The sequence below is a fragment of the Micromonospora sp. RHAY321 genome, from assembly GCF_023896955.1.
Taxonomy (GTDB): Bacteria; Actinomycetota; Actinomycetes; order Mycobacteriales; family Micromonosporaceae; genus Micromonospora.
Genome location: NZ_JAMHIW010000001.1, coordinates 170,085 through 190,498, shown reverse-complemented (window position 1 = coordinate 190,498; position 20,414 = coordinate 170,085). Strand labels below are relative to the sequence as shown.

Genomic DNA, 20,414 nt, shown 5'->3' with positions numbered 1-20,414 from the left:
GTTGTCTCCCGGAAGTCGGAGGGCAGGTGGTCAGGCCACGGCGTGCAGCGCCGCGGATGGCGGTTGCTGGAGGCTGTCGGGCCGCGCCCGGGTCGGTGGTGGCGGGGCGGCGTTCCGCCCCGCCACCGGTGACGCTCAGCTCACCGTCACGACCACGATCGAGGACGTCGTCGCCCCGACGCTGTCGGTGACGGTCAGTCGTGCCGTGTACGTGCCTCGACGGGCGTACGTGTGACTGGCCGACGCCCCGTGCACGACGGCTGAGTTGTCGCCGAAGTCCCACGCGTGATCCGTGATGGTGCGCCCGGCCGCCGGCGAGGCTGTCCCGGCGAAGGCGACCGCCAGCGGCGCGGTGCCGGTGGTGGGCGTGGCCGAGGCCGAAACGGTGGCGTCGGTCTGTTCGCGTACCCCGGCGCCGTTGAAACGCAGCCAGTCCAGCGCCATCAGGTCGGGTGTGCCACCCGTCTGGTTCGGGTTGTGGAAGACAAGGTAGAGGGTGGTCGTGCGGCCCGGATCGGTCAGCTCGACGGTGGGCGAGACGACGTTGTCCCAGCCGCCGGTGCCGCCGATGGTGGCCCGGCCGAGGAGCTGGCCGGCGGGGGAGTCGGCCCTGATCTCGATGTCGCCGCCGCTGCTGCCCGAGGCGACTCCGAAGGTGACCGAGTCGATGTTGCGGAGGTTGACCGGGCCGAAGTTGATCCACTCGCCGTTGTCGATGTCACCGATGCGCTTGCCGGCGCTCGCTGTCGCGCGGTCGAGGACCTGGATGCCGCTCTGGCCGTCGAAGTGCTCGGCCTCCTTGCTCTTGGTCTGCAGCTCGGCCCGGGTCGAGCCGACCAGGTTCGGTGCCCCGTTTGCCCCGCCGTCGGTGTACTGCGCGGAGAGCAGCGTGTAGAGGTTCTGTCCCGGGCCGTGCCCGTCGCCGCCGTTGCTCTCGGTCACTGCCACCCCGGCGCACCCGACGTAGTTGTCCAGCGGGTGGGCGTGTGAGTCATGGCCAAGCTGGGTCTGGACGACCACCTTGGAGCAGTCGATGGTGCTCTCCTCCGGGTCGGTGACCGTCACCGTGTACGGGATGCGGTCACCGAAATCGAAGAAGGCCCCGTCGGGGACGCTGAGGGTCACCGTCGGGCGCGTGTTGCCGGCCGTGATCTCCTGTACGGCGACGGCGGTCTGCCCGTTGGTGGCGGTGACGGTGAGCCGGGCGGTGAAGCGCCCCGGTGTGCTGTAGGTGTGGCTGGGGTTGGCGGCGGTGGAGTCGACGCTGCCGTTGCCGTCGAAGTCCCAGGCGTAGGTGATGGCGGTGCCGTCCGGCCCGCTTGAGCCGGCGCTGGAGAAGGCGACGGTCAGTGGCGCCGGGCCGCTGTCCTTGTCGACGGCCAGCTTGGCCACCGGCGGCCGGCTGTTGGCGACGTAGTCGATGCGGTAGATGCCGGCGCCCTCGTTGCTGCCGCCCCGCCCGCTGCCGCTGCCCTCGCCGAAGTCGATGACGTAGAGGGAGCCGTCCGGCCCGAACTCCGCCTCGAACGGCTGGATCCACGACATGTTGCCGAGAATCCCGTTGATGGACTGCAGGTCACCGGGGTTGGTGGGGCCGAAGCGGGGATCGCTGAACGTCTGGGCGGTGTCGTGGATCGACAGCGTCTTGAACCACCTGCGGGTCAGCTCGTAGACAATCCACTTGCCCTCGTAGTACTGGGGGAACTTCGTCAGCCGCTTGTTGGACGGGTCGTAGTCGTAGACGGGCCCGCTCATAGGGCCGCCGCCGCCCGTGCCCAGCTCCGGGAACTGCGGGGAGGCCGAGTAGGCGTACGAGACCAGGGCCGGCCGGGTTGCCGGGAGGTTGGTCAGGCCGGTGTTGTTGGGGGAGTCGTTGACCGGCGCGGCGCAGTCGAACGTCGGCCCCGAGGTGGCGGTGGCGAAGTCGTAGTCGTTGAACGGGATGTTGTTGCCGATGCAGTAGGGCCAGCCGTAGTTGCCGGCGCTGGTGATCCGGTTGAACTCGACCGTGCCCTCCGGTCCGCGGGCCGGGTTGGCGGACCGGGCGTCCGGGCCGTAGTCGGCGACGAGCAGCGCGTTCGTCTTCGAGTCGACGGTGATGCGGAACGGGTTCCGCATACCCATCGCATAGATCTCGGGCTTGGTGCGGGCCGTGCCCGCGGCGAACAGGTTGCCGTCGGGAATGGCGTACGTGCCGTTGGGCAGGGGCTTGATCCGCAGAATCTTGCCGCGCAGGTCGTTGGTGTTGCCGGCGGTGCCCTGGGCGTCGTACGCGCGACGGCCGGTCCGCTCGTCGATCGGGGTGAAGCCGCTGGACTCGAAGGGGTCGGTGTTGTCGCCGATCGCGGCGTACAGGTTGCCCTGCTGGTCCATCGTCACCGAGCCGCCCATGTGCGAGTTGGCGCGAGCCTCACCGCGCCAGGTCGGGATCGTGAGCAGGCGCTTCTCCGAGGCGAGGCTGACGCTGTCGCCGTCGACGGTGAAGCGGGACAGGTTCAGCTGCTTCTCCACCCGGTCGGACCAGAGCAGATAGAGCCAGTTGTTCTGGGCGAAGTGTCGGTCCAGAGTCATGCCGAGCAGGCCGTCGGACTGACTGGTCTGCGCCGGCGTGTAGGCGAAGTCCAGCAGCGTGGTGACCGCGAGGGTGTCCTGGTTGACGACCTTCAGCGCGCCGGTGCGCTCGATGTAGAAGACCCGGCGGTCGGGCGCCACCGCCAGTTCGAACGGGTCGGAGAGGTCCTGGTTGACCAGGGGGGTCCGCTCGAAGTTGGTGGTCCTGGTGGCGCCGCAGTCACCGGGGGCGGTGCCGGCGGCCCACTTGATGCCGCCCAGCAGGTGCGCGAGGAAGGCCGGCTCCTCAAACGACGAGGAGCTGTGGCCGCCGGCGGTGAACCAGGAGCGCCCGCCGTCGTAGTTCTGGCACCACGAGTAGGCATGGTCGGTGCCCTCGTCGAGCCCGGGAATGCCGTCGCGCACCTTGATCTGGGCGAGCGTGTGGACCTTGTCGGTGGGGTTGGTCCGCCAGTTGTACCACTCCTCGCTGCGCTCCCAGAGCTCCGGCAGGTCCTTCGTGGACGGGTGGGCGTGGTCGAGGACCTTGATCCGGCCCGGGAAGGTGCCGCCCGTGGCGGAGAAGTCCGGGTGCTGGTCGAAGATGGTCCCGACCAGGCCCTCGTACCAGGTCCAGTTCCGCTCGCTCGCCGACGCGGCGTGCAGGCCGACCCAGCCACCGCCGTTACGGATGAACCGCTGGAGCGCGGCCCGCTGGTCGGCGTCGAGGAGGTCGCCGGACGCGGGGGTGGAGTTGGTGTTGTTGAACACGAGAGCGTCGAAGCGGGCGAGGTTGGCGTCGGTGAACGCGCCCGCGTCGGTGGTCGCCTCGACGGCGAATCCCTGTTGGTCGCCGAGCTGCCGGATGGCGGCGACGCCGGCGGGGATGGAGTCGTGGTAGAAGTTCGTGACCTTGGAGAAGACCAGCACTCGGAAATTGGCGTCGGTGGCGGATTCGGTGGCGGTCGCCGCGGTGCTCGGCAACAGGAGTGTGACGGCCGCGAGCAGGGCGAACAGTAGCGTGCGTTGGCGTCTCATACACGCGCTCCTTGTCGGGGACGGTGGTAAGAAAGCGCTTTCCACGTTTCCTGCACCCTATGAGATCAATTCCGAAGGGTCAATATTCCGGCGCCGCCCACATGTCGCCGGACGCGACGGTTTAAAGGCATGCCGATAACCACTCTCCCCAACGGAGAGAGTGGTTATCGGCAGTCAATTGAATGAAATGTCGGTCCGACACCGGGGCCGGCAATTCCGGCCGGCCCGGTGTCCGTCAGCGCTCCTCTCGGAGGTATCTCAGAACCGCAGCTTGCGCAGGTAGCGGTAGCCGATCTCGGCCGTCTGCTGCGGTGTCACGTCGGGAGTGTCGTTCTCGACGATGTATTCCAGGACCGAGTGCTCGCGGAAGATCCGGGCGAAGTCGATGGTCCCTGTACCCAGGTCGGCCATGTCGCCGGTGGTAACGTCCCGGTCCTTGACGTGGTACTGCAGGACGCGCTGCGGCGCGGAGCGGATGACGTCGAGGGTGAAGCCCTCGGGGTCCGCGACGCCGTCGCCGGAGTTGATGCCGCCGGTGACCGCCCAGTAGAGGTCGACCTCCAGGTGCACGAGTTTCGGGTCGAGTTCGGCGGTCAGCACGTCCCACGGCCGCTTGCCGCCACCGAGGTCGATGGTGAACTCGTGGGCGTGGTTGTGGTAGCCGTAGCGCAGGCCGGCCGCCCGCGCCGCGGCAGCCTCGACGTTCATCTGCTCCGCCCAGCGTTTCCAGTCGTCCGTGCTCTCGGAGTACAGGTAGGGCACCACCATGAACTGCTGGCCCAGGGTGACCGCGTTCTGGACCTTCTGCTCCAGCTCCGCGGCAGTACCGCTGATCCCGTCGTGGCTGGAGCTGGCACTGATGCCGATGCCGTCCAGGAACTGGCGCAGCTGGGCGGCGGTCCGACCGAAGTATCCGAGCGCCAGCTCCACGCGCGGATATCCGAGCCGGGCCAGGTGGGTGAGGGTGGCGTCGTAGCCGGGCGCACCCCACAGGGCGTCGCGCACGGTCCACAGCTGGATGCTGATCAGACCCGGGGGTACGTGGTGCCGTCCGGTCCGGTGGGCGGTGGCCGACGCGGCCGTCGCGCCGAGGCCGGACGAGGCGAGCCCGACGCCGGCGGCGACGGCCAGCGTGCCGCGCAGCAGGCTGCGCCGGTCCACGGAGCGCCGCAGCGCGGCCATCCCATCATGTCCGTAACACATGGTCTCTCCTTCTCGAACGTTATGCGCTGGGGACGAGGACGACCTCATCGGTACCGGTCAGGGACGGCAGGCCGTCACCGCCGGGGTCGGTGTAGGACGCGACGAACACCCCGGTCAGGTGGTCGGTCGCCGGGTCGTGACCGGACGGCACCGTCGTCTGGATCGAGCCGGTGCAGCCGTTCGCGGTGGTCTGCGGGTGCCCGTGGGTGTCGTGGCCGAGGATGTACGTGACGCTGACCCGGGAGCAGTCCACCGGCTGGTCGTCGGTCACCCGTACCTCGAACTGCACGGTGTCGCCGAAGGCGAAGGGCTGGCCCGCGACCGGCTTGACGAGCTCCACCACCGGCGGGGCGTTACCGACCACCACCCGCACCGACGCGGCGGCCGAGAGCCCACCCGGGTCTGTCACCCGTAGGGTGGCGTTGTAGAGCCCGTTGTCCCGGTACGTGAACGTCGGGTTCGCCGCGCGCGAGTCGACCTTGCCGTCGTTGTCGAAGTCCCACGCATACTTCAGCCGGTCGCCGTCGTAGTCCGTGGTGCCGTCGCTGGAGAACGTGACGGTCAGCGGCGCGAGCCCGGCGGTGGGCGTGGCCGAGACCTGCGGCGCGGGAGTGTGGTTGCCCGTCCAGCCCGTGTAGTCGATCCGGGCCAGCTGCGCGTCCGGGTTCTCGCTGAAGTAGCCGTCGCCGTACTCCAGTACGTAGAGCGCCCCGTCCGGACCGAACTCGAGGTCCATCGGGTTGTCGAACGTGAACGACGGCAGCACCGGCTCGATTCCGGTCAGGTCGCCGCCGGCGTCCAGCCGCAGGCCCTTCACGTAGTCGCGGGTCCACTCGGCCAGGAGCGGGACGCCGTCGTAGTAGGCCGGCCACGCCACCGGCGCACGACCGTGCGTTCCTGGCGGGCTGAACTGGTACGCCGGCCCGGCCATCGGGCCGATGCCGCCAGTGCCCAGCTCGGGGAACTGTGCCGACCGGCCGTAGGTGTACCACACCTGCGGCTGCGCCACCGGCGGCAGTTCCCGCAGGCCGGTGTTGTGCGGCGACTCGTTGACCGGCGCGGAGCAGTTGAACGGCGCCCCGGACACGCCCGTCGCGAAGTCGTAGTCGGTGTACGGCAGCGCCGCGGTGGCGCAGTAGGGCCACCCGTAGTTGCCGGCTTCGCGGGCGGCGAGCCACTTGCCGTGCCCGGCCGGCCCGCGCAGCGGGTCCGCCTGGCGCGCGTCCGGCGAGTAGTCGGCGACGTACAGGTCGCCGGTCTCGCGGTTCAGCTCGATCCGGAACGGGTTGCGCAGGCCCATCAGGTAGATCTCCGGACGGGTGCCGGCCGTGCCCTGCGGGAACAGGTTCCCGTCCGGGATGCTGTACCCGCCGTTGGCGCCGACCTTGATGCGCAGGATCTTGCCGCGCAGGTCGTTGGTGTTGGCCGAGGTGCGCTGCGCGTCGTACGCCGGGTTTCGGCCCGGGCGCTCGTCCAACGGCGCGTAGCCACCGGACTCGAAGGGGTTGGTGTCGTCGCCGGTGGACAGGTACAGGTTGCCCTCGGCGTCGAAGCCGATGTCGCCGCCGACGTGGCAGCAGATGCCCCGGTCGACCGGTACATCGAGGATCTGCTGCTCGGTGGTGAGGTCCAGCTTGTCCTTGACCAGCCGGAACCGGGACAGCCGGAGGGCGCCCTTGAACCTCGCGAAGTCCGCGGCGGTGCCCCAGGCCGGTGCGTCGCCCTCGTTGACGTTCGGCGTCGACGGGTCGTCGACCGGGGTGTTCATGGGTGGGGAGTAGTACAGGTAGACCCAGTTGTTGCCGGCCCTGCCGAAGTTCGGGTCGATCGCGACGTTCTGCAGGCCCTCCTCGTCGTGCCGGTAGACGTTTAGGGTCGCGGCGATCGTGTTGCGGCCGGTGTCCGTGTCGTGCAGCCGGACCTCACCGGCGCGGGTCACGTGCAGCACCCGGCGGTCGGGCAGCACCGCGAGGTCCATCGGCTCGCCCGGGTTGTCGTTGAGGGTCACCTTCTGGAAGTCGCTCTCAGGCGGCGGGCTGGTCGGCGCGGCCGTCGCGACGGTGGGGGTGGCGACGAGCGCCATGGTCGTCAGACCCGCTACTGCGAGCGCGAATCGTCTCTTCATCTGCCTCTCCTTGCTCGGGACTGGTCGGGGCAGGTCGAGGAAGCCAACAACTCCTTGATGGACCTGTGCGGGCATGGCTGAGTAGCCCGTCGCGACGCACGCCGCCACCGCGGCGTCGAGCAGGTTGCCGACGGCCTCGAGGTTGCGTGGTCGAGAGCGGGCGGAGGACACGGGTAGGGGACAGGGGCGGTCAGGTGTCGGCCGGCAGCCAGGGCCGCCGACGTCGCGGTTAACCGCGACGAAACACAATCGACCTGGCCGACGCTACAAAAGACATGTGCACGTGTCTATAACTTTCCGTCGGCTCAACCGAACTTTCGTCCGAGACGGACGAAAGTACCTCTTCATGCGCAGATGTCGATGGAGCCGGTAAGCTCGTGCGCTGCCCAACCGCGAGCCGCGGGTAAGGCGGAGCCGGTTCGGAGGGCGAGTGCCACCTGGCCCCGGTTCGCACCTCAACAAGCAGCCAGGTTTCCTGGGGCGGGAGCCTTATGGTGAAGCCGGCGCGGCCATTGTGGTCCATGCTGGTGCGCGGCGCGCTGGGATCAGAGCGTAGGGCCTTCACGTCTTCCAGCTGAGGATGGGCCCACAGGATCATGATCCATGTGAGCTGCGACCTCGTCCGTCCGAGTTGGTCGCCTCGTGCTAGACGGCCGCGGAGAGAGCGTGATTCCGCGAGCGACCAGAAACGGCTTCTTCAGTCTTCTCGTTGCTGTGGCGGTCGGTGAGGCGGCGCAGCGCTAGTCCAGGCTGGGGGAAGGCAAGCCGCAGGGTGTGTGCGGTGAGTCGGATGCCCCACCAGGCGAGGGCGACGAGGTAGCCGACGATGAGGGCACCGGTGGTGTGAACGGTGAGGGCGGTGGCTCGCTGCATCAGAGCAGAGTGACCGCGTCGCGGCGACGATGTAGCGGCGGCAATGCGGCGCACGATCAGAATGGTGCGGGTCCGCGGCCTGCCAACGATATCAACACCTGCGTGGCGAGTAGCTTGCGAATGCCGGTGACGGCGACCGTCCCCATCCGATCGTAGGGCAGTTCCAATTGCAGCCCTTCGACTGCGCTGCGAAGGTCTGATGTGATCTCGTCCGGACGGAACGTGCCGCCCCAGCCGTTGAGTCCTCCGCGCTGGTTGGTACTGAGGGAAACCATGCCGGATATGCATGCGCCGTCGACCAGGATCAGCCTCGCAGGACCCGAGTAGGTCGTCGTCATAGTCATCAACCCTTCAGGATGTAACGCCGTGCACCCCGGGCCCCGGCTGTCTGACAGTCATCAGGAGGCGCGGCGTCGAGTCCGACCATGGTGGGCTCCACCTGGACCGCGACCGTACGTGCCTCAACCGTCAGGGCGGCGGCGATGCGGAATTCGGCTTCTTGGCGATAAGGGTGGAGGTCTGGGTCTGTCTGGTTCATGAGCCAGAGGCGCGCCTTGGGCGAGCTGACAGTCGGCCTGGGCAGACTAGCGCCCGAGGTCCGAATCGTCCAGAGTGGAGAAAAGGGGGGCAGTGCTGGAGCTGGCTCCACACCGAGACGGTCGGCCTTCTGCCGATCGGACGATCTCGCGATGCCGTGGTGAGCGCATGAAACGCCGAACGGCGGCCTGCTGAACCAGTCAGGCCGCCGTTCGTCGAGTGTGGATCAGAGCGGGCGGATGTTCTCCGCCTGCGGGCCCTTCTGGCCCTGGGTGATGTCGAACTCCACCTTCTGATTCTCGTCGAGGCTGCGGAAGCCGCTCGCCGAGATCGCGGAGAAGTGGGCGAAGACGTCGGCGCCGCCGTCGTCCGGGCTGATGAAGCCGAAGCCCTTGTCGGCGTTGAACCACTTCACGGTGCCTGTAGTCATGTCTGCTCCTTCGCAGGCTGTTAGAGACCGCACTGTGCGGACCCTTACGCCGCCGCGTTGATCACCCGCGTCGAAACGACACGAAAAACGAAAGGCGCCTGGATGGGTTTCAGATGCCCCATCAGGCGCCGGAAAACGTCTACGGAAATCAAAACTGCAACTCGGCTACCGTAGCACATGATCCGTCGTCGATCCCTGGGAGGTGAGCGGGTCTTCCATCCGGCGTCGACACCGCCACGTTGCGGGCAGATCCTCGACGAGCGCATCGACCAAGCCGCGCTGGGACCCTGTGCCTCGCCATCACCGCAGCCCACCGCCTCCTCGGCCTCGTCGACGTCGTCACCGGCGAGCTACTGCCAGAGGGCGACAGCCGTGAGATGGGCCAGGGCGGTCCATGACGATCGGTTTCGAGGTCGACGCCTCGGTGCGCGGCGGGGGAGAATCGAATCATGTTTGTCATTAGGGAGCGGTTCTTCTCGTTCGGCGACGACTTCGACGTGCTCGACGAGCACGGGACCAAGGTCTTCCACGTTGACGGCAAGGTGCTCAGCGTCCGCAACAAGGTCGTCATCGAGGACGCCTCCGGTCGTGAGGTCGCCACGCTGCACCGGCACCTGGTGGCGCTGCGTCCCACGTACGAGATCCGGATCGGCGGCGAGAAGGCCGCGGAGGTCCGCAAGAATCTGCTCACGCCGTTCCGCGACAAGTTCACCATCGACGTGCCGGGGCCGGACGACCTGGAGATGAAGGGTGACCTGCTCGACCACGAGTACGTGATCGAACGCGACGGCACCGAGGTGGCCGCGGTCTCCAAGAGGTGGCTGACGATCCGGGACACCTACGCCGTGCAGGTCACCGCTGGCGTCGACCCGCTGCTCATCATCGGCAGCGTCCTCGCGCTCGACCTGGCCATGAACCGCGACGAGAAGAAGGGCGACAAGGACTGACCCCTGGGCGGCAGCCGCGTTGCTCGGAGGTCGGGCTCGTGGCCGGGACCGGTCTAACGCGTTCACCGGCGGCGGATTGCTGATCCTTGCACCGGCATCGTCGGCGCCCCGTGGCGCTGCCTGAGGTGGTGGCGGCGCGCACCGATACGGCCGGTCACTGGCGTGAGCCCGCCGCAGGGCACCAGCGGAGCCGCCAGGGCCCTGCGCCGCGGACAGCCCGTGGCCAGGCCGGGCAGGAGCAGCCGGCTGCGCTACTGGCTGTGGGGCCGGATGTTGTGGTTGAGGTGGAACACGTTGTGCGGGTCCCAGATCGTCTTGAGTGCGGTGAGCCTGGCGAGCTTGGCGGCCGGGTATGCGCGGCGTACCCCGCGTTGCCCCTCGTCGGCGGCGAGCGAGTTGACGTAGACGCCGTCGGCGTACGGGTCGAGCGCGGCTCCGGCACTGCGAGCCGCTGCCATCCGGTTGTCGTCTTCGGACGGGTCGGTCCAGCGGGAGCCGGCGCCGAACTCGAACATGGTGCCGCGGTGGCTGAACGCCGCGTCGGCATCCGCGACGTCGGCGATGGCGCCACCGTGCGCCTGCAGGCCGACGCTGGGCAGTTGGGTGTCGGCGCGCAGGTCCGCCGCGCCGCGCAGCAGGAACGCCTCGATCGCGGCGGTGGGGAATTGCCGCAGGTAGTGCGCGCTGGAGTACCGCCGATAGGCGTGGCCGCCGACGGTGTCGTCACGGTGCTGAAGCTCGAGGTACGACAGCGTAGTGACCCGCTCGGCGACCGGGCGCCCGAGCGCGCGCATCGCCGGCAGCAACCGGTGACCCTGTGCCGGGTCGCCGACCCATACGAAGCCGACGGTGGCGATCGGGCCGATGGCCGTGCTGTGGACATCGGCGGTGAAGGTCGCCTGCCGCGGCGCGACGGCGTTGAGGTCCCGCCAGCCCTCGAGCACCGGCACGGCGTCCTCGGCGGGGAAGTCGAATTCGGCGACCAGGGTCTGCGTTCCGGTGTGGTGTAACTGGAATTCGAAGTCGGTGACGATGCCGAAGTTGCCGCCACCGCCACGCAGGCCCCAGTAGAGGTCGGGGTTCTCGGTGCGGCTCGCGGTCACGACGTCCCCGTCCGCGGTGACCATCGTGTAGGAGACGACGTTGTCGCAGGCCAACCCGTGTTGGCGGGCGAGCCAGCCCATGCCGCCGCCGAGGGTCAGGCCGCCGACCCCGGTGTGCGAGACGTTACCGGCGGTCGTGGCGAGGCCGTATGGCTGCGACGCCCGGTCGAGTGCGCCGAGCAGCGCGCCGCCCTGGACCCGGGCGCGTCGGCGGATCGGGTCGACCCGAACGCCGTTCAACGGGGTCAGGTCGATCATCAGGCCGTTCGCGGGGACGGCGAGGCCGGCCACGTTGTGCCCGCCGCAGCGCACTCCGATCTCCAGGTCGAGTTCGCGGGCCAGGCGCACCGCGGCCACCACGTCGGTGACGCTGGCGGCCTGCACGATCATCCGCGGGCGCCGGTCAATCATGGCGTTCCAGACGGTGCGGGCCGCGTCATAACCCGGATTACCCGGGGTGAGGAGGCGGCCGTCGAAGCGGGGACTGGTCGTTGTCATACGTCTGAGCGTGACGGAAATCGGTACACCCGGTAAGGTCCGATTTCATGGGCCGATCCAGGACCAATTCGAGCACCGCGGAGGACCTGCTCATCCATGTCGACCGGTCTGCGGCCGAACCGCTGCACCGGCAGATTGCCGCCTCGATCCGGGGCAGCATCCGGGCCGGCCGGTTGCGTCTCGGGACGTCCCTGCCGCCCACCCGCACCATCGCAGCCGATCTGGGAGTCTCACGCGGCGTCGTGGTCGAGGCCTACCAGCAACTCGTCGCCGAGGGCTACATCACCAGTCGGGCGGGCGGCTACACCCAGGTCGCGGTCGAGCCGGTTCCGCCGTCGGCGGGCCGGCGCGGCGGGGATCGGCCGGCGGCCGGGATCGACTTCGGGTACGGCCGCACCGACGTGTCGTCATTCCCCCGGGCCGCCTGGCTGCGTTCGGTGCGAACGGTCCTCACCACCACGCCGAACGAACGCTTCGCCTACCTCGACGGGCGTGGCGTACCCGAACTGCACGCAGCCCTGATCGACTACCTCAGCCGGGTCCGCGGCACATCGGCCCGCCAGGAGAACGTCGTGATCTGCAGTGGCTATGGCCAAGGCGTCGCGCTGATACTGCAGGTGCTCGCGGCGCGCGGCGCCCGCAGGTTGGCCGTCGAGGACCCGTCCGCGGACGACGACGCCCGCCTCGTCGCGGCCGCCCTCGGCCTGGACGTGATCGGCGTCCCGGTCGGGCCAGACGGCATTCTCGTCGAGAAGCTCGAACAGACCGACGCGGACGCCATCGTGCTGACGCCTTCGCACCAGTGGCCCACCGGCGGCGTCCTGTCGGCCACCGCGCGGGCGCGGGTCATCGGCTGGGCGCAGCGTCGCGGCGCCGTGGTGATCGAGGACGACTACGACGCGGAGTACCGCTATGACCGCTCGCCGGTCGGCGCCATGCAGGGGCTGGCACCCGACACCGTCGTCTACTGCGGCACAGCGAGCAAGACCCTGGCACCAGGGCTGCGCCTCGGGTGGCTGCTTGCGCCGTCACACCTGGTCGATGACATCACGGCGGCCAAGGTACGGGCCGACCGCGGCTCTCCCGTCATCGACCAACTAACGTTCGCCGACTTCCTCACCCGCGGCGAATTCGACCGGCATCTACGGCGCATGCGCCCGGTCTACCGCCGCCGCCGCGACGCACTCCTGGCCGCGCTGCGCGCACGGCTGCCCGAACTGGAACCGGTCGGTGTCGCGGCGGGCCAACACGTCGTAACCTGGCTCCCGCACGACCTCGACGAGGCGCCGGTCGTGGCTGCTTCCGCCCGGCGTGGACTGGTCGTGCAAGGCGTCTCCCGGTACCGACTGAGCTCCGCCGGACCCGGCGGGCTGATCTTCGGCTACGCCACCCTCACCGAACGCTCCATCATCGACGGAGTGGAAGCCCTTGCCGACGCCGTCGCCGAGGTTCGTGCGCAGATCTGCCGCTGATGGTGCCCGTCGACGATCCCTAAGCTGGCAGTTGGTCTGAGCGCCTGGGCAACCGCGTCGTGCAAGTGGGCTGCACTGGATCATGGGCGCTTTTCATCCTGCGGTTGCTTGGTAGTTCTGAAGCACGTGGATGGTTTTTGGCGAGTCCACCGCCCCCGCGGGGGCTGACGCGGACTTTGAGCAGGATGCGCCGGTACTTGAGCTGGGCGTTGGCCGCGTTCGCCGGACCCGCGAAGCCGGGCATGAGCCCGGTTGGCGGCCTTCTGCGGATCGGGTTTGATCTTGCCCTTGTACGGCGTGATCTACCGCTCCGGCTACGCCGAACTCGACGTCGCCTTCCGGGCGACAAGGCGTGATCCGGCCGTCATTGGCCTCCCACCGGAACGGGAGCAGACCCGGTAGTTCCGCGGTCATCGCTGGGCTGCCGAGGAGATGACGCGGGGATGGCGTTGTCGATGAGGACGGCGGCGATGGCGGCGGCGGTGGGGAAGGCGTCGGCGTTGAGAACCCGGGTCCGGGCCGCAGCGCCGTCGATGAGCAGCGCGAGCTGCTCGCCGAGCTGTTCAGGCTCCGCGGCGCCGGCTTCCCGGGCGGTGTCTGCGAGCCGCGCGGCGACGGCTTCCTTGTAGTCGCGCGCGTACTGGGATGCGGGGTGCTGGGGGTCGTGAAGTTCGACGGCGGCGCCGATGTAGGGGCACAGGGGGGTGGTGGGAGGGACGTCGAAGGCGGCCAGGAGCCGCTCGCGGGGCGTGAGGTCGGTGCGGTCGAACACGCCGGACAGAACGGAGGGGTCGAACCGGCGCAGGTACTCGGCGACGAGTTCGTCCTTGCCGGTGAAGTGCTGGTAGGCCGTGCGCTTGGACACCTGGGCCGCCGCGCAAAGCTGGTCCATGCCGGTGCGGTTGATGCCCTGCTCGCGGAACAGCTGCTGGGACGCGCTGATGATGCGCTCGCGGGCACCCCGGCCCCGGCGGCGGCCCTGGGGGCCCTTCTCCAGCTCCGTCATGGGTTCATGGTACCCCAGCTGGGTAACGACCGGTGTACATAGTTTGCGTCCCGGCCGCCTGCCCCGTACCTTAAGCACACAGGGCGGTGTACATAACATCGTCGCCCCAGGTGCGCACGGCACCACCGACCCCAAGGAGCGATCATGGGAAAGCTTGACGGCAAGGTAGCGGTCATCACTGGCGGCACCACCGGCATGGCGCTGGCCGGCGCGAAGCTGTTCGTCGACGAGGGAGCGCACGTCTTCATCACCGGCCGCCGCCAGGACGCCCTGGACGAGGCCGTGAAGCAGATCGGCCGCAACGTCACCGGCGTCCAGGGCGACGCCGCCAACCTGGACGACCTGGACCGCCTGTACGACACCGTCAAGCGGGAGAAGGGAAGCCTCGACGTACTGTGGGCCAGCGCCGGCGGCGGCGAGCCCGCCCCGCTCGGCGAGATCACCGAGGCCCAGTTCGACACCTGGTTCGGGCTCAACGCCCGGGGCACCCTGTTCACCGTCCAGAAGGCCCTCCCGCTCTTCAACGACGGCGGCTCCATCCTCATGACCGGCTCCAACGCCTCCCTCGGCGCCTTCCCCGGCTGGAGCCTCTACGCCGGCAGCAAGGCCGTCCAGCAGGCCTGGGCCCGCGTCTGGCTCAACGAACTGCGCGACCGCAAGATCCGGGTCAACGTCCTGACCCCCGGCCAGGTCGCCACCGCCAAGCAGGAAGAACTGTTCGACGAGGCCACCAAGCGCCAGTTCGAGTCCCTCATCCCCCGCAGCCAGATGGGCCGCCCCGAAGAAATCGCCACCGTCGCCCTGTTCCTCGCCTCCGACGACTCCAGCTACGTCAACGGCCTGGAACTGGTCGCCGACGGCGGCACCACCGCCATCTGAACCACACATCAGGAATGCCGCGGTCACACCCCACAACGCCCAATCGACCGGCGGAAGACGACGAGCCGGAGGTGCCGGGAAGGCGCGGCAGTTGGCCCAGAAACTCCGCGGCCGACGCCCGGCGCCTAACCCGGCACGAACGAGACAGAGCGAGACCTTGAGAACAGGAAGAGAGCACACCTCGTGAGCAGCATCACCCTCATCGGTACGGGCAACATGGCCCGTACCATCGGCACGCTCGCGGTGGCGGGCGGCAACACCGTCGAGGTCATGGGACGCGATCAGTCCAAGGCCGATGACCTGGCGAAGGCTCTGGGCGGCGGCGCGACGACGGGCAAGTGGGGCGCCGTCCCGGCCGGGGACATCGTCATCACGGCCCTGTTGTATGACGGTGTCGTTCCGGTCGTCGCCGAGTACGGAGACGCCCTCGCGGGCAAGGTCATCGTCGACATCAGCAACCCCTTCAACGCCACGTTCGACGGACTGGCCCACAGCGAGGAGACCTCGATCGCGCAGGAAGTCGCCAAGGTGGCCCCGGCCAGCGCCAGCGTGGTGAAGGCATTCAACACCATCTTCCGTAATGTCCTGGAGAAGGGCCGGCCCAACGTCTTCATCGCTGGCGACAATGCGCAGGCCAAGGCGGGCGTGGCGGCATTCATCGAGAGCCTCGGCCTGCGCCCGCTGGACGTCGGCGGCCTGAAAATGGCGCACTGGCTGGAAGGAGTAGGCGTGGTCACGGTGGGCCTTGCCGGCAACGGGGTCGGCCACTGGGACTTCGCCCTCGGCGTCAACGAATTCACCGGCTGAGCCCCGGGGCTTCTGGTCGGCGACCCGGTCGATCGGGATGAGGGTGCCGTCGAGGATGGCATAGGCCAGCAGGCGGCTTGCCGGCCGGGATCGAGGCGTCGCCATCGGGACCGGCGCTGGGCGCGGTGGGCCCGGATAAGGTCGGCGAGGTGGTTCAGGCTGCGGGTGGACAGCGCAATCGCGGCGGGGTAAGAGAGCACAGCGAGGCTCCCGGTTGGGGCGTCGGATCTTGGTCGACTGCTGTCTTACCGGGAGCCTCGCATATGTCCGCATTAGACCTTGCCTACTCGTGACCTGCACCGTCCCGATGGAAATGGCTCATTGTTGACATCGTCGGATCGGGCCGCGGGCTCGCCGTTCGCAGCCTCGTGAGCGGGCGCGGCCCGAGTGGCGTACGACTCGTTACCAGGGACAGCGGTACCAGCCGGTCCAGGGAAGGCCTTCCCGTAGCGAATTGCAGTACGCCCTATTGTCCAATCCGTTTCCATACACGATGAGTGGGCTCGACCGCCACAGTGACACACCGCTGTTGAAGCCGCCGCCCATCGAGGACCAGCCGCTCCATTGAGTGTCGCCGGCGTAACGCTGGTAGATGTGCCACATAGCTTGGTCATAGCCAATGATGAACGTTTCCTTGCGGCCGTCAGGGTGCGTGAAGTCACGGGAAGCGTAAGAATCACCGCACAGCATCCCGCCCCGGTACGCCCCACGGTAGATGTTGCACATCCCGGCAGCGGCGTTCGCCTCTTCCACAGTCGTAGCGACTTCCGCTCCTGCCGGGAGAGCCGCGGAAGCAGCGGTGGGAGCGGCAAGCATCGCCGCGAGGGCAACGCCGATCGCCACCAATCGGATCAACTTGTGCAATGTGTTCCCCATGCCTGCCGGTGACTCGTGACCGGTCGTTCGAAGGGTTCGCAGCCTCATTCGCATTTGACGCTCCTGTCCGTGTGGGTGAGCGGGCGGCGCCGATCAAGATCAGATCGTGCGTGACGGATGGTGAATTCTTGTCGGATCGTTCTGTCCAGCCCCGGTGGAATGGCCCGCACTCCCGTTCGCAGCGCTAATTCAGACGGGCCGACTACCGCATGACGCCGCTCTGGGCGACCCGGCCACCCAACCTGGGCAGCGTTCCGTCCACTTTCCGCGACGCGCTGAGCCGGCCTGGCTGACGCGACTGCCGAGGCTGGTGTCCAGGTCGGTTCGACGCCCACCGCGGTGGGTCCTTTCGGGCGCACCCCACCGCGGTCCCTGCTTGAGCGTCCTCCGTGGTCATCGGCCGGTCAGCAACGCTCCGCAACCACACGGATGGTTTGCGTGGTGGAGATGAAGTGCTGGCCAGGGTCCACGCTGTCGTCGGTCAGGAGCCAACTGCCGCCGGTGAGAATCCATTCGTAACCGCAGTAGCCGGGACCGATGTAGTAGCCGGCGGCGTTCGCCCAGAACTCGCTCGTACGGTGGCCTGCGGCGAGGACCGTGTCGTAGTTTCCGCGCGTGTAGTTGCCGTCCCGGACGTGGATGACCCCCACGCCGATGTTGCTGGCGTTGAGGATGTAGTTGGACGCCGCGCTGGCCGGGGCAGCCACGGCAAGTGTGGCTGCGGCCATGCCCAGAGCGGCGCCCGCAGCGGCGGCCTTCTTCGGCAGTGACAAGGCTCGGTCCTCCCTCGTCGCGGCACCGTCCTGGCGCCGACGACTCCGTGCCAGCCCGGGATGGGCGGCATCTGTTAGGGATGGATCATCCTGAATCGACGTTGGATTTTGGTTGGGTCGTTCCGGTCGAGCTCGTTGAACCCGTCGACCGTCACCACGGCTACCTGCATCACCACTCGCTCCCACTGCGGATGGGATCGCGCCGACCCCGGGCAGAATCAACCGGCGGACAGGTCCCACCTACGGCAGGTCTACTGGTCAGGCGCTGTCTGTCCCACGGTGCCGTCCGAGAGCAACTCGGCCAGCCGGGCACGCATCTCGTCGAGGCGACGATCGCCCAGCGTTTCGAGGATGGTGACGGCTTCCTGCATGGCCGCGACGGCGGCGGGAACGTTTCGTCGCGCTGCTGCGACGTCGGAGCAGCCGTGCAGGGCCCAGGCTTCCCGCATCCGGTCGCCGGTGCTCCTGGCGAGTCGGACGGCGGTGTCGTAGTGGTTTCCGGCCAGGTCGACGTTGTCGCGCAAGAAGTGCAGCCGGCCGAGATTGGTGTGGACGCTCGCGGACAACCAGTCCCGGTTGCTGGATCGGTCGGCCGCGGCCAGCGCCGACGTGTAGGAGTCCAGCGCTTCCTGCTGGCGGCCAGCCCGGCGATGCAGGAGGCCGAGGTTGTGTTCTACCTTGAAGATGAGATCGGGGTCGTTCAGCAGGTTCGCGGAGTGTCGGGCCCGCAGCAGTGGTGGGAGTGCTTCGTCAAGCTCCCCGCTTTCGACCAGCATCCCGCCGAGGCTCGCCTCGACGTCGGCCATGCCGGCGTGGTCGCCGTTACGTTGACACAGTGCGCTGGCGCGCTGGTAGGCGGCGCGGGCCTCGTCGCGGTGCAGCAGGAGGCTGTGTGCCACGCCCAGGCTCCCTTGCAGGGTGGCCTCGCCGGTGCTGCTGTCGGCCAGGGCCGCGGCCCGGATCCCCCGCTCGGTGACGGCGATCCAGGTGTCTCGGTTGGCCCGGCGTTGCAACCAGCCGCGAATGTTGGCGGCGAGGGGCCAGACGAGATCAGGATGCCTCCGAGCGTGCTCGGTGATCATCTTGATGATCGTGTCCGACTCGGTGTCGACCCAGCGGACGGCTGCGGCCGTATCGGGCAGGTCAGGGAGGAAGAGGTGACGTGAGTCAGGGGCGCCCTGACCATCAGGTCCGCCTGCGGTCGGCCGGATGCGTTGTTGTGCTTCGCCAGTTGCCTGCCCGTACCAGGACAGCAATCGCCGTTCCGCGTTGGCGCGATCGGCCGCCGTGTCCTCACGTTGGCCCTGCTCGCGGGCGAAGATGCGAGTCAGCTGATGGAGGCCGACTCGACCCGCTTCGAGGGCGACGAGGTTGACCGCGGTGAGCCTGCCGATCAGTCCGGTCAGCTCGGTGCCGGACGTGACACCGGCCAGTGCGGCGACGGCACCCAGCGGGATCGCACTGGCACCTGAAAGTCCGAGGCGGCGCAGGAGCCGACGGTCCGGGGTCGCCAGCCGCCGGTACGACACCGCGATGACGGCATGCACACTGACGTCGCCATCGGTGGTGGTGAGCCCGGCGATCTGTGTTCGCTCATCCTTCAGGGCCGCCACGAGGACGCCTGGCTGGGCTCCCAGCCGCAGGTGAGCTCCCACGATCCGGAGGGCCAGCGGCATCCCATGGCACAGCTCCACCAACGTACGGACGTCGCCACTCGAGGACTCGGACATTCCGGCGGTCTCCTGAAGCAGACGGGTAGCCGGCTCGACGGGCAGTGGGGTGAGTACCAGCAGATGAAGGCCTTCGCGGGCGACGAGCCCGTCCAGCCGATTTCGACTGATGATCACCAGGAGGCTGTCACCGCTACCGGGCAGGAACGGCCGTGCCTGCTCCGCGGTGCTCACGTTGTCCAGGACCATCAGAACCGTTCGGGTGGACAGCAGTGAGCGCAGCATCGCCGCCCGCGCCTCCGCCCGCTGTGGCACATCGTCCGGGGCTATGCCGAGATCGATGAGGGTCCTGGCCAGTGCCGCCGCCGCCGGAGCGTCGTCGTCGAGGTCGAGGTAGAGCTGCCCGCCGGGAAAGCCTCGCTGGTGTTGATGGGCCCAGTGGGTAACCAGAGCTGTCTTGCCCATACCACCAGCACCGGTGACGACCATCGAGCCACGGAGCCGTTGGCCGGGACCGGCCTTCAGGTGCAAGCTGTCGAGGACCGAAAGCTCATCGTCGCGTGCGACGAAGTTGCTGGGTGGGGCGGGTAGCTGCATCGGCCGAACGGCATCGGAGACGGCGGATGGCACACCTGCTGGCACAGGACCGCGCAGGATCGCGGTGTGCAGCTGCTGCAGGCGCGCGCCCGGGTCCGCACCAAGCTCGTCGGCGAGCAGGCGCCGGACCCGCTCGTAGGTGGTCAATGCCTCCGCCCGCCGGTCACTGCGAACAAGCGCGAGCATCAGCTGTGCCTGAAGACGCTCGCGCAGCGGGTTCTCCGTTGCCAGAGCCGACAGCTCGGCGCACAACTCGCGGTGCAGTCCGAAGCTGAGTTCGATGTCCACGCAGCTCTCATAGGCGATCATGCGCTGCTCGCCGAGGTGGTCGGCGGCCGCCCGTACAAGCTCGGTGTCGGCAGTGCCCTGGTACGCCTCCGACGCGCGCCACATCCGGAGCGCCTTCCGGTAGCTCCGGCGCGCCTCGCCGAGCCGGCCCCGCGCCTCGTCATGTGCGGCGCTGTCGACAAGCGCCACGAACTCGCTCGCGTCAAGCTGGTGGCCGTCCAGCACCATTCGGTAGCCACCGGTCGCACGAACGATCGATTCGGTGCCCAAGTTGTGACGCAGGTGATGGACGAGTACCCGTAGTGCCACGCGCTTACTGTCGCTCGGGCCGTGACCCCACAGGATCTCCAGCAACGTGCCATCGGTGACGGTTCGACCGTCGGCGGCAAGGAGGCACGCCAGCACCACCTGATGTTGGCGCCCGCCGGCCGGCACCCTCGATCCAGATGCGTCGACGGCTCGCACGGGTCCCAGGACTTCGAACCGCATGATTCCTTCCTCGGACGTACCCGGCAGGGTTTCCGGTCGTGGCACGACGGCCCTAGCTCAGCAAGTCAAGTGCCCCGAGGTCAGGAATTCGGGAACACAACTGGCTCCGACCTTCGGCCAACATCGAGCCAACATGCTGTTGAAAGACTTCGGGCCAACGGGGGCCGACACGTTCATCGAGATGAGAGGGCCAGCCATGAAGCCCATGGCCAGCCTGAGCGGTCGGGTGCGCCACAGTGGAACCGTTGGCGGA

13 protein-coding genes and 3 pseudogenes are annotated in these 20,414 nt (G+C 68.4%); 4 read left to right on the top strand and 12 right to left on the bottom strand.

All coding sequences use genetic code 11. The features are described 5' to 3' along the window. Positions 1-135: 135 nt before the first annotated feature. The 6 genes from M8C17_RS00940 to M8C17_RS00915 form a co-directional block, all read right to left on the bottom strand. Positions 136-3,588 (bottom strand): ThuA domain-containing protein, encoded by a 3,453-nt coding sequence (locus M8C17_RS00940; protein ID WP_252414195.1) that lies wholly within the window; start codon positions 3,586-3,588, stop codon positions 136-138. A gap of 258 nt (positions 3,589-3,846) precedes the next feature. Then, positions 3,847-4,791 carry a sugar phosphate isomerase/epimerase gene (locus tag M8C17_RS00935; RefSeq protein ID WP_252414194.1) on the bottom strand — a complete coding sequence of 315 codons (945 nt, stop codon included), beginning with the start codon at positions 4,789-4,791 and terminating at the stop codon, positions 3,847-3,849. A 19-nt stretch (positions 4,792-4,810) separates the two neighbouring features. Continuing rightward, a complete protein-coding gene (locus tag M8C17_RS00930; RefSeq protein WP_252414193.1) occupies positions 4,811-6,916 on the bottom strand; it encodes a PQQ-dependent sugar dehydrogenase in 2,106 nt (701 codons plus the stop codon). 645 nt (positions 6,917-7,561) lie between these two features. Continuing rightward, positions 7,562-7,789 carry a hypothetical protein gene (locus M8C17_RS00925; protein WP_252414192.1) on the bottom strand — a complete coding sequence of 76 codons (228 nt, stop codon included), beginning with the start codon at positions 7,787-7,789 and terminating at the stop codon, positions 7,562-7,564. A 56-nt stretch (positions 7,790-7,845) separates the two neighbouring features. Beyond that, the gene (locus tag M8C17_RS00920; protein ID WP_252414191.1) at positions 7,846-8,127 is read right to left on the bottom strand and encodes a hypothetical protein; all 282 of its coding nucleotides are present in this window, start codon (positions 8,125-8,127) and stop codon (positions 7,846-7,848) included. A 425-nt stretch (positions 8,128-8,552) separates the two neighbouring features. Then, on the bottom strand, positions 8,553-8,756 hold the full coding sequence (locus tag M8C17_RS00915; RefSeq protein ID WP_013283833.1) for a cold-shock protein: 204 nt from the start codon (positions 8,754-8,756) through the stop codon (positions 8,553-8,555). Positions 8,757-9,193: 437 nt separating this feature from the next. Here M8C17_RS00915 and M8C17_RS00910 point away from each other — a divergent pair. Continuing rightward, positions 9,194-9,703, top strand: a pseudogene (locus M8C17_RS00910) (LURP-one-related/scramblase family protein); the annotation flags it as partial. A 251-nt stretch (positions 9,704-9,954) separates the two neighbouring features. Here M8C17_RS00910 and M8C17_RS00905 read toward each other — a convergent pair. After that, positions 9,955-11,304, bottom strand: a complete 1,350-nt coding sequence (locus tag M8C17_RS00905) for an FAD-binding oxidoreductase (RefSeq protein ID WP_252414189.1) — start codon at positions 11,302-11,304, stop codon at positions 9,955-9,957. A 47-nt stretch (positions 11,305-11,351) separates the two neighbouring features. Between M8C17_RS00905 and M8C17_RS00900 the strand changes: the two genes are divergently transcribed. After that, complete coding sequence (locus M8C17_RS00900) at positions 11,352-12,776, top strand: PLP-dependent aminotransferase family protein (RefSeq protein ID WP_252414188.1); 1,425 nt, start codon at positions 11,352-11,354, stop codon at positions 12,774-12,776. 93 nt (positions 12,777-12,869) lie between these two features. On the opposite strand, the pseudogene M8C17_RS00895 reads toward M8C17_RS00900, so the two are convergent. Then, positions 12,870-13,078, bottom strand: a pseudogene (locus M8C17_RS00895) (IS5/IS1182 family transposase); the annotation flags it as partial. 62 nt (positions 13,079-13,140) lie between these two features. Continuing rightward, entirely contained in the window at positions 13,141-13,782 is a 642-nt protein-coding gene (locus M8C17_RS00890; protein WP_252415048.1) for a TetR/AcrR family transcriptional regulator, read from the bottom strand. Positions 13,783-13,926: 144 nt separating this feature from the next. Here M8C17_RS00890 and M8C17_RS00885 point away from each other — a divergent pair, with 144 nt between their 5' ends. Together M8C17_RS00885 and M8C17_RS00880 are read left to right on the top strand one after the other, a co-directional pair. Continuing rightward, positions 13,927-14,661 (top strand): SDR family NAD(P)-dependent oxidoreductase, encoded by a 735-nt coding sequence (locus M8C17_RS00885; protein ID WP_252414187.1) that lies wholly within the window; start codon positions 13,927-13,929, stop codon positions 14,659-14,661. 183 nt (positions 14,662-14,844) lie between these two features. After that, a complete protein-coding gene (locus M8C17_RS00880) occupies positions 14,845-15,468 on the top strand; it encodes an NADPH-dependent F420 reductase (protein WP_252414186.1) in 624 nt (207 codons plus the stop codon). On the opposite strand, the pseudogene M8C17_RS00875 reads toward M8C17_RS00880, so the two are convergent. The 3 genes and pseudogenes from M8C17_RS00875 to M8C17_RS00865 form a co-directional block, all read right to left on the bottom strand. Continuing rightward, positions 15,418-15,668: pseudogene (locus M8C17_RS00875) on the bottom strand (hypothetical protein); the annotation flags it as partial. The gene M8C17_RS00880 and the pseudogene M8C17_RS00875 overlap by 51 nt on opposite strands. Before the next feature lie 1,080 nt (positions 15,669-16,748). Beyond that, positions 16,749-17,117, bottom strand: a complete 369-nt coding sequence (locus M8C17_RS00870; RefSeq protein ID WP_252414185.1) for a hypothetical protein — start codon at positions 17,115-17,117, stop codon at positions 16,749-16,751. A gap of 251 nt (positions 17,118-17,368) precedes the next feature. Then, a complete protein-coding gene (locus tag M8C17_RS00865; protein ID WP_252414184.1) occupies positions 17,369-20,161 on the bottom strand; it encodes a BTAD domain-containing putative transcriptional regulator in 2,793 nt (930 codons plus the stop codon). Positions 20,162-20,414 lie beyond the last annotated feature (253 nt).

Bases quoted from the DNA above. Each gene is read 5' to 3' on its own strand.
- M8C17_RS00935 (WP_252414194.1), bottom strand. From the start codon at position 4,791: ATGTGTTACGGACATGATGGGATGGCCGCGCTGCGGCGCTCCGTGGAC.
- M8C17_RS00925 (WP_252414192.1), bottom strand. From the start codon at position 7,789: ATGCAGCGAGCCACCGCCCTCACCGTTCACACCACCGGTGCCCTCATC.
- M8C17_RS00930 (WP_252414193.1), bottom strand. From the start codon at position 6,916: ATGAAGAGACGATTCGCGCTCGCAGTAGCGGGTCTGACGACCATGGCG.
- M8C17_RS00885 (WP_252414187.1), top strand. From the start codon at position 13,927: ATGGGAAAGCTTGACGGCAAGGTAGCGGTCATCACTGGCGGCACCACC.
- M8C17_RS00920 (WP_252414191.1), bottom strand. From the start codon at position 8,127: ATGACGACGACCTACTCGGGTCCTGCGAGGCTGATCCTGGTCGACGGC.
- M8C17_RS00890 (WP_252415048.1), bottom strand. From the start codon at position 13,782: ATGACGGAGCTGGAGAAGGGCCCCCAGGGCCGCCGCCGGGGCCGGGGT.
- M8C17_RS00900 (WP_252414188.1), top strand. From the start codon at position 11,352: ATGGGCCGATCCAGGACCAATTCGAGCACCGCGGAGGACCTGCTCATC.
- M8C17_RS00905 (WP_252414189.1), bottom strand. From the start codon at position 11,304: ATGACAACGACCAGTCCCCGCTTCGACGGCCGCCTCCTCACCCCGGGT.
- M8C17_RS00865 (WP_252414184.1), bottom strand. From the start codon at position 20,161: ATGCGGTTCGAAGTCCTGGGACCCGTGCGAGCCGTCGACGCATCTGGA.
- M8C17_RS00915 (WP_013283833.1), bottom strand. From the start codon at position 8,756: ATGACTACAGGCACCGTGAAGTGGTTCAACGCCGACAAGGGCTTCGGC.
- M8C17_RS00940 (WP_252414195.1), bottom strand. From the start codon at position 3,588: ATGAGACGCCAACGCACGCTACTGTTCGCCCTGCTCGCGGCCGTCACA.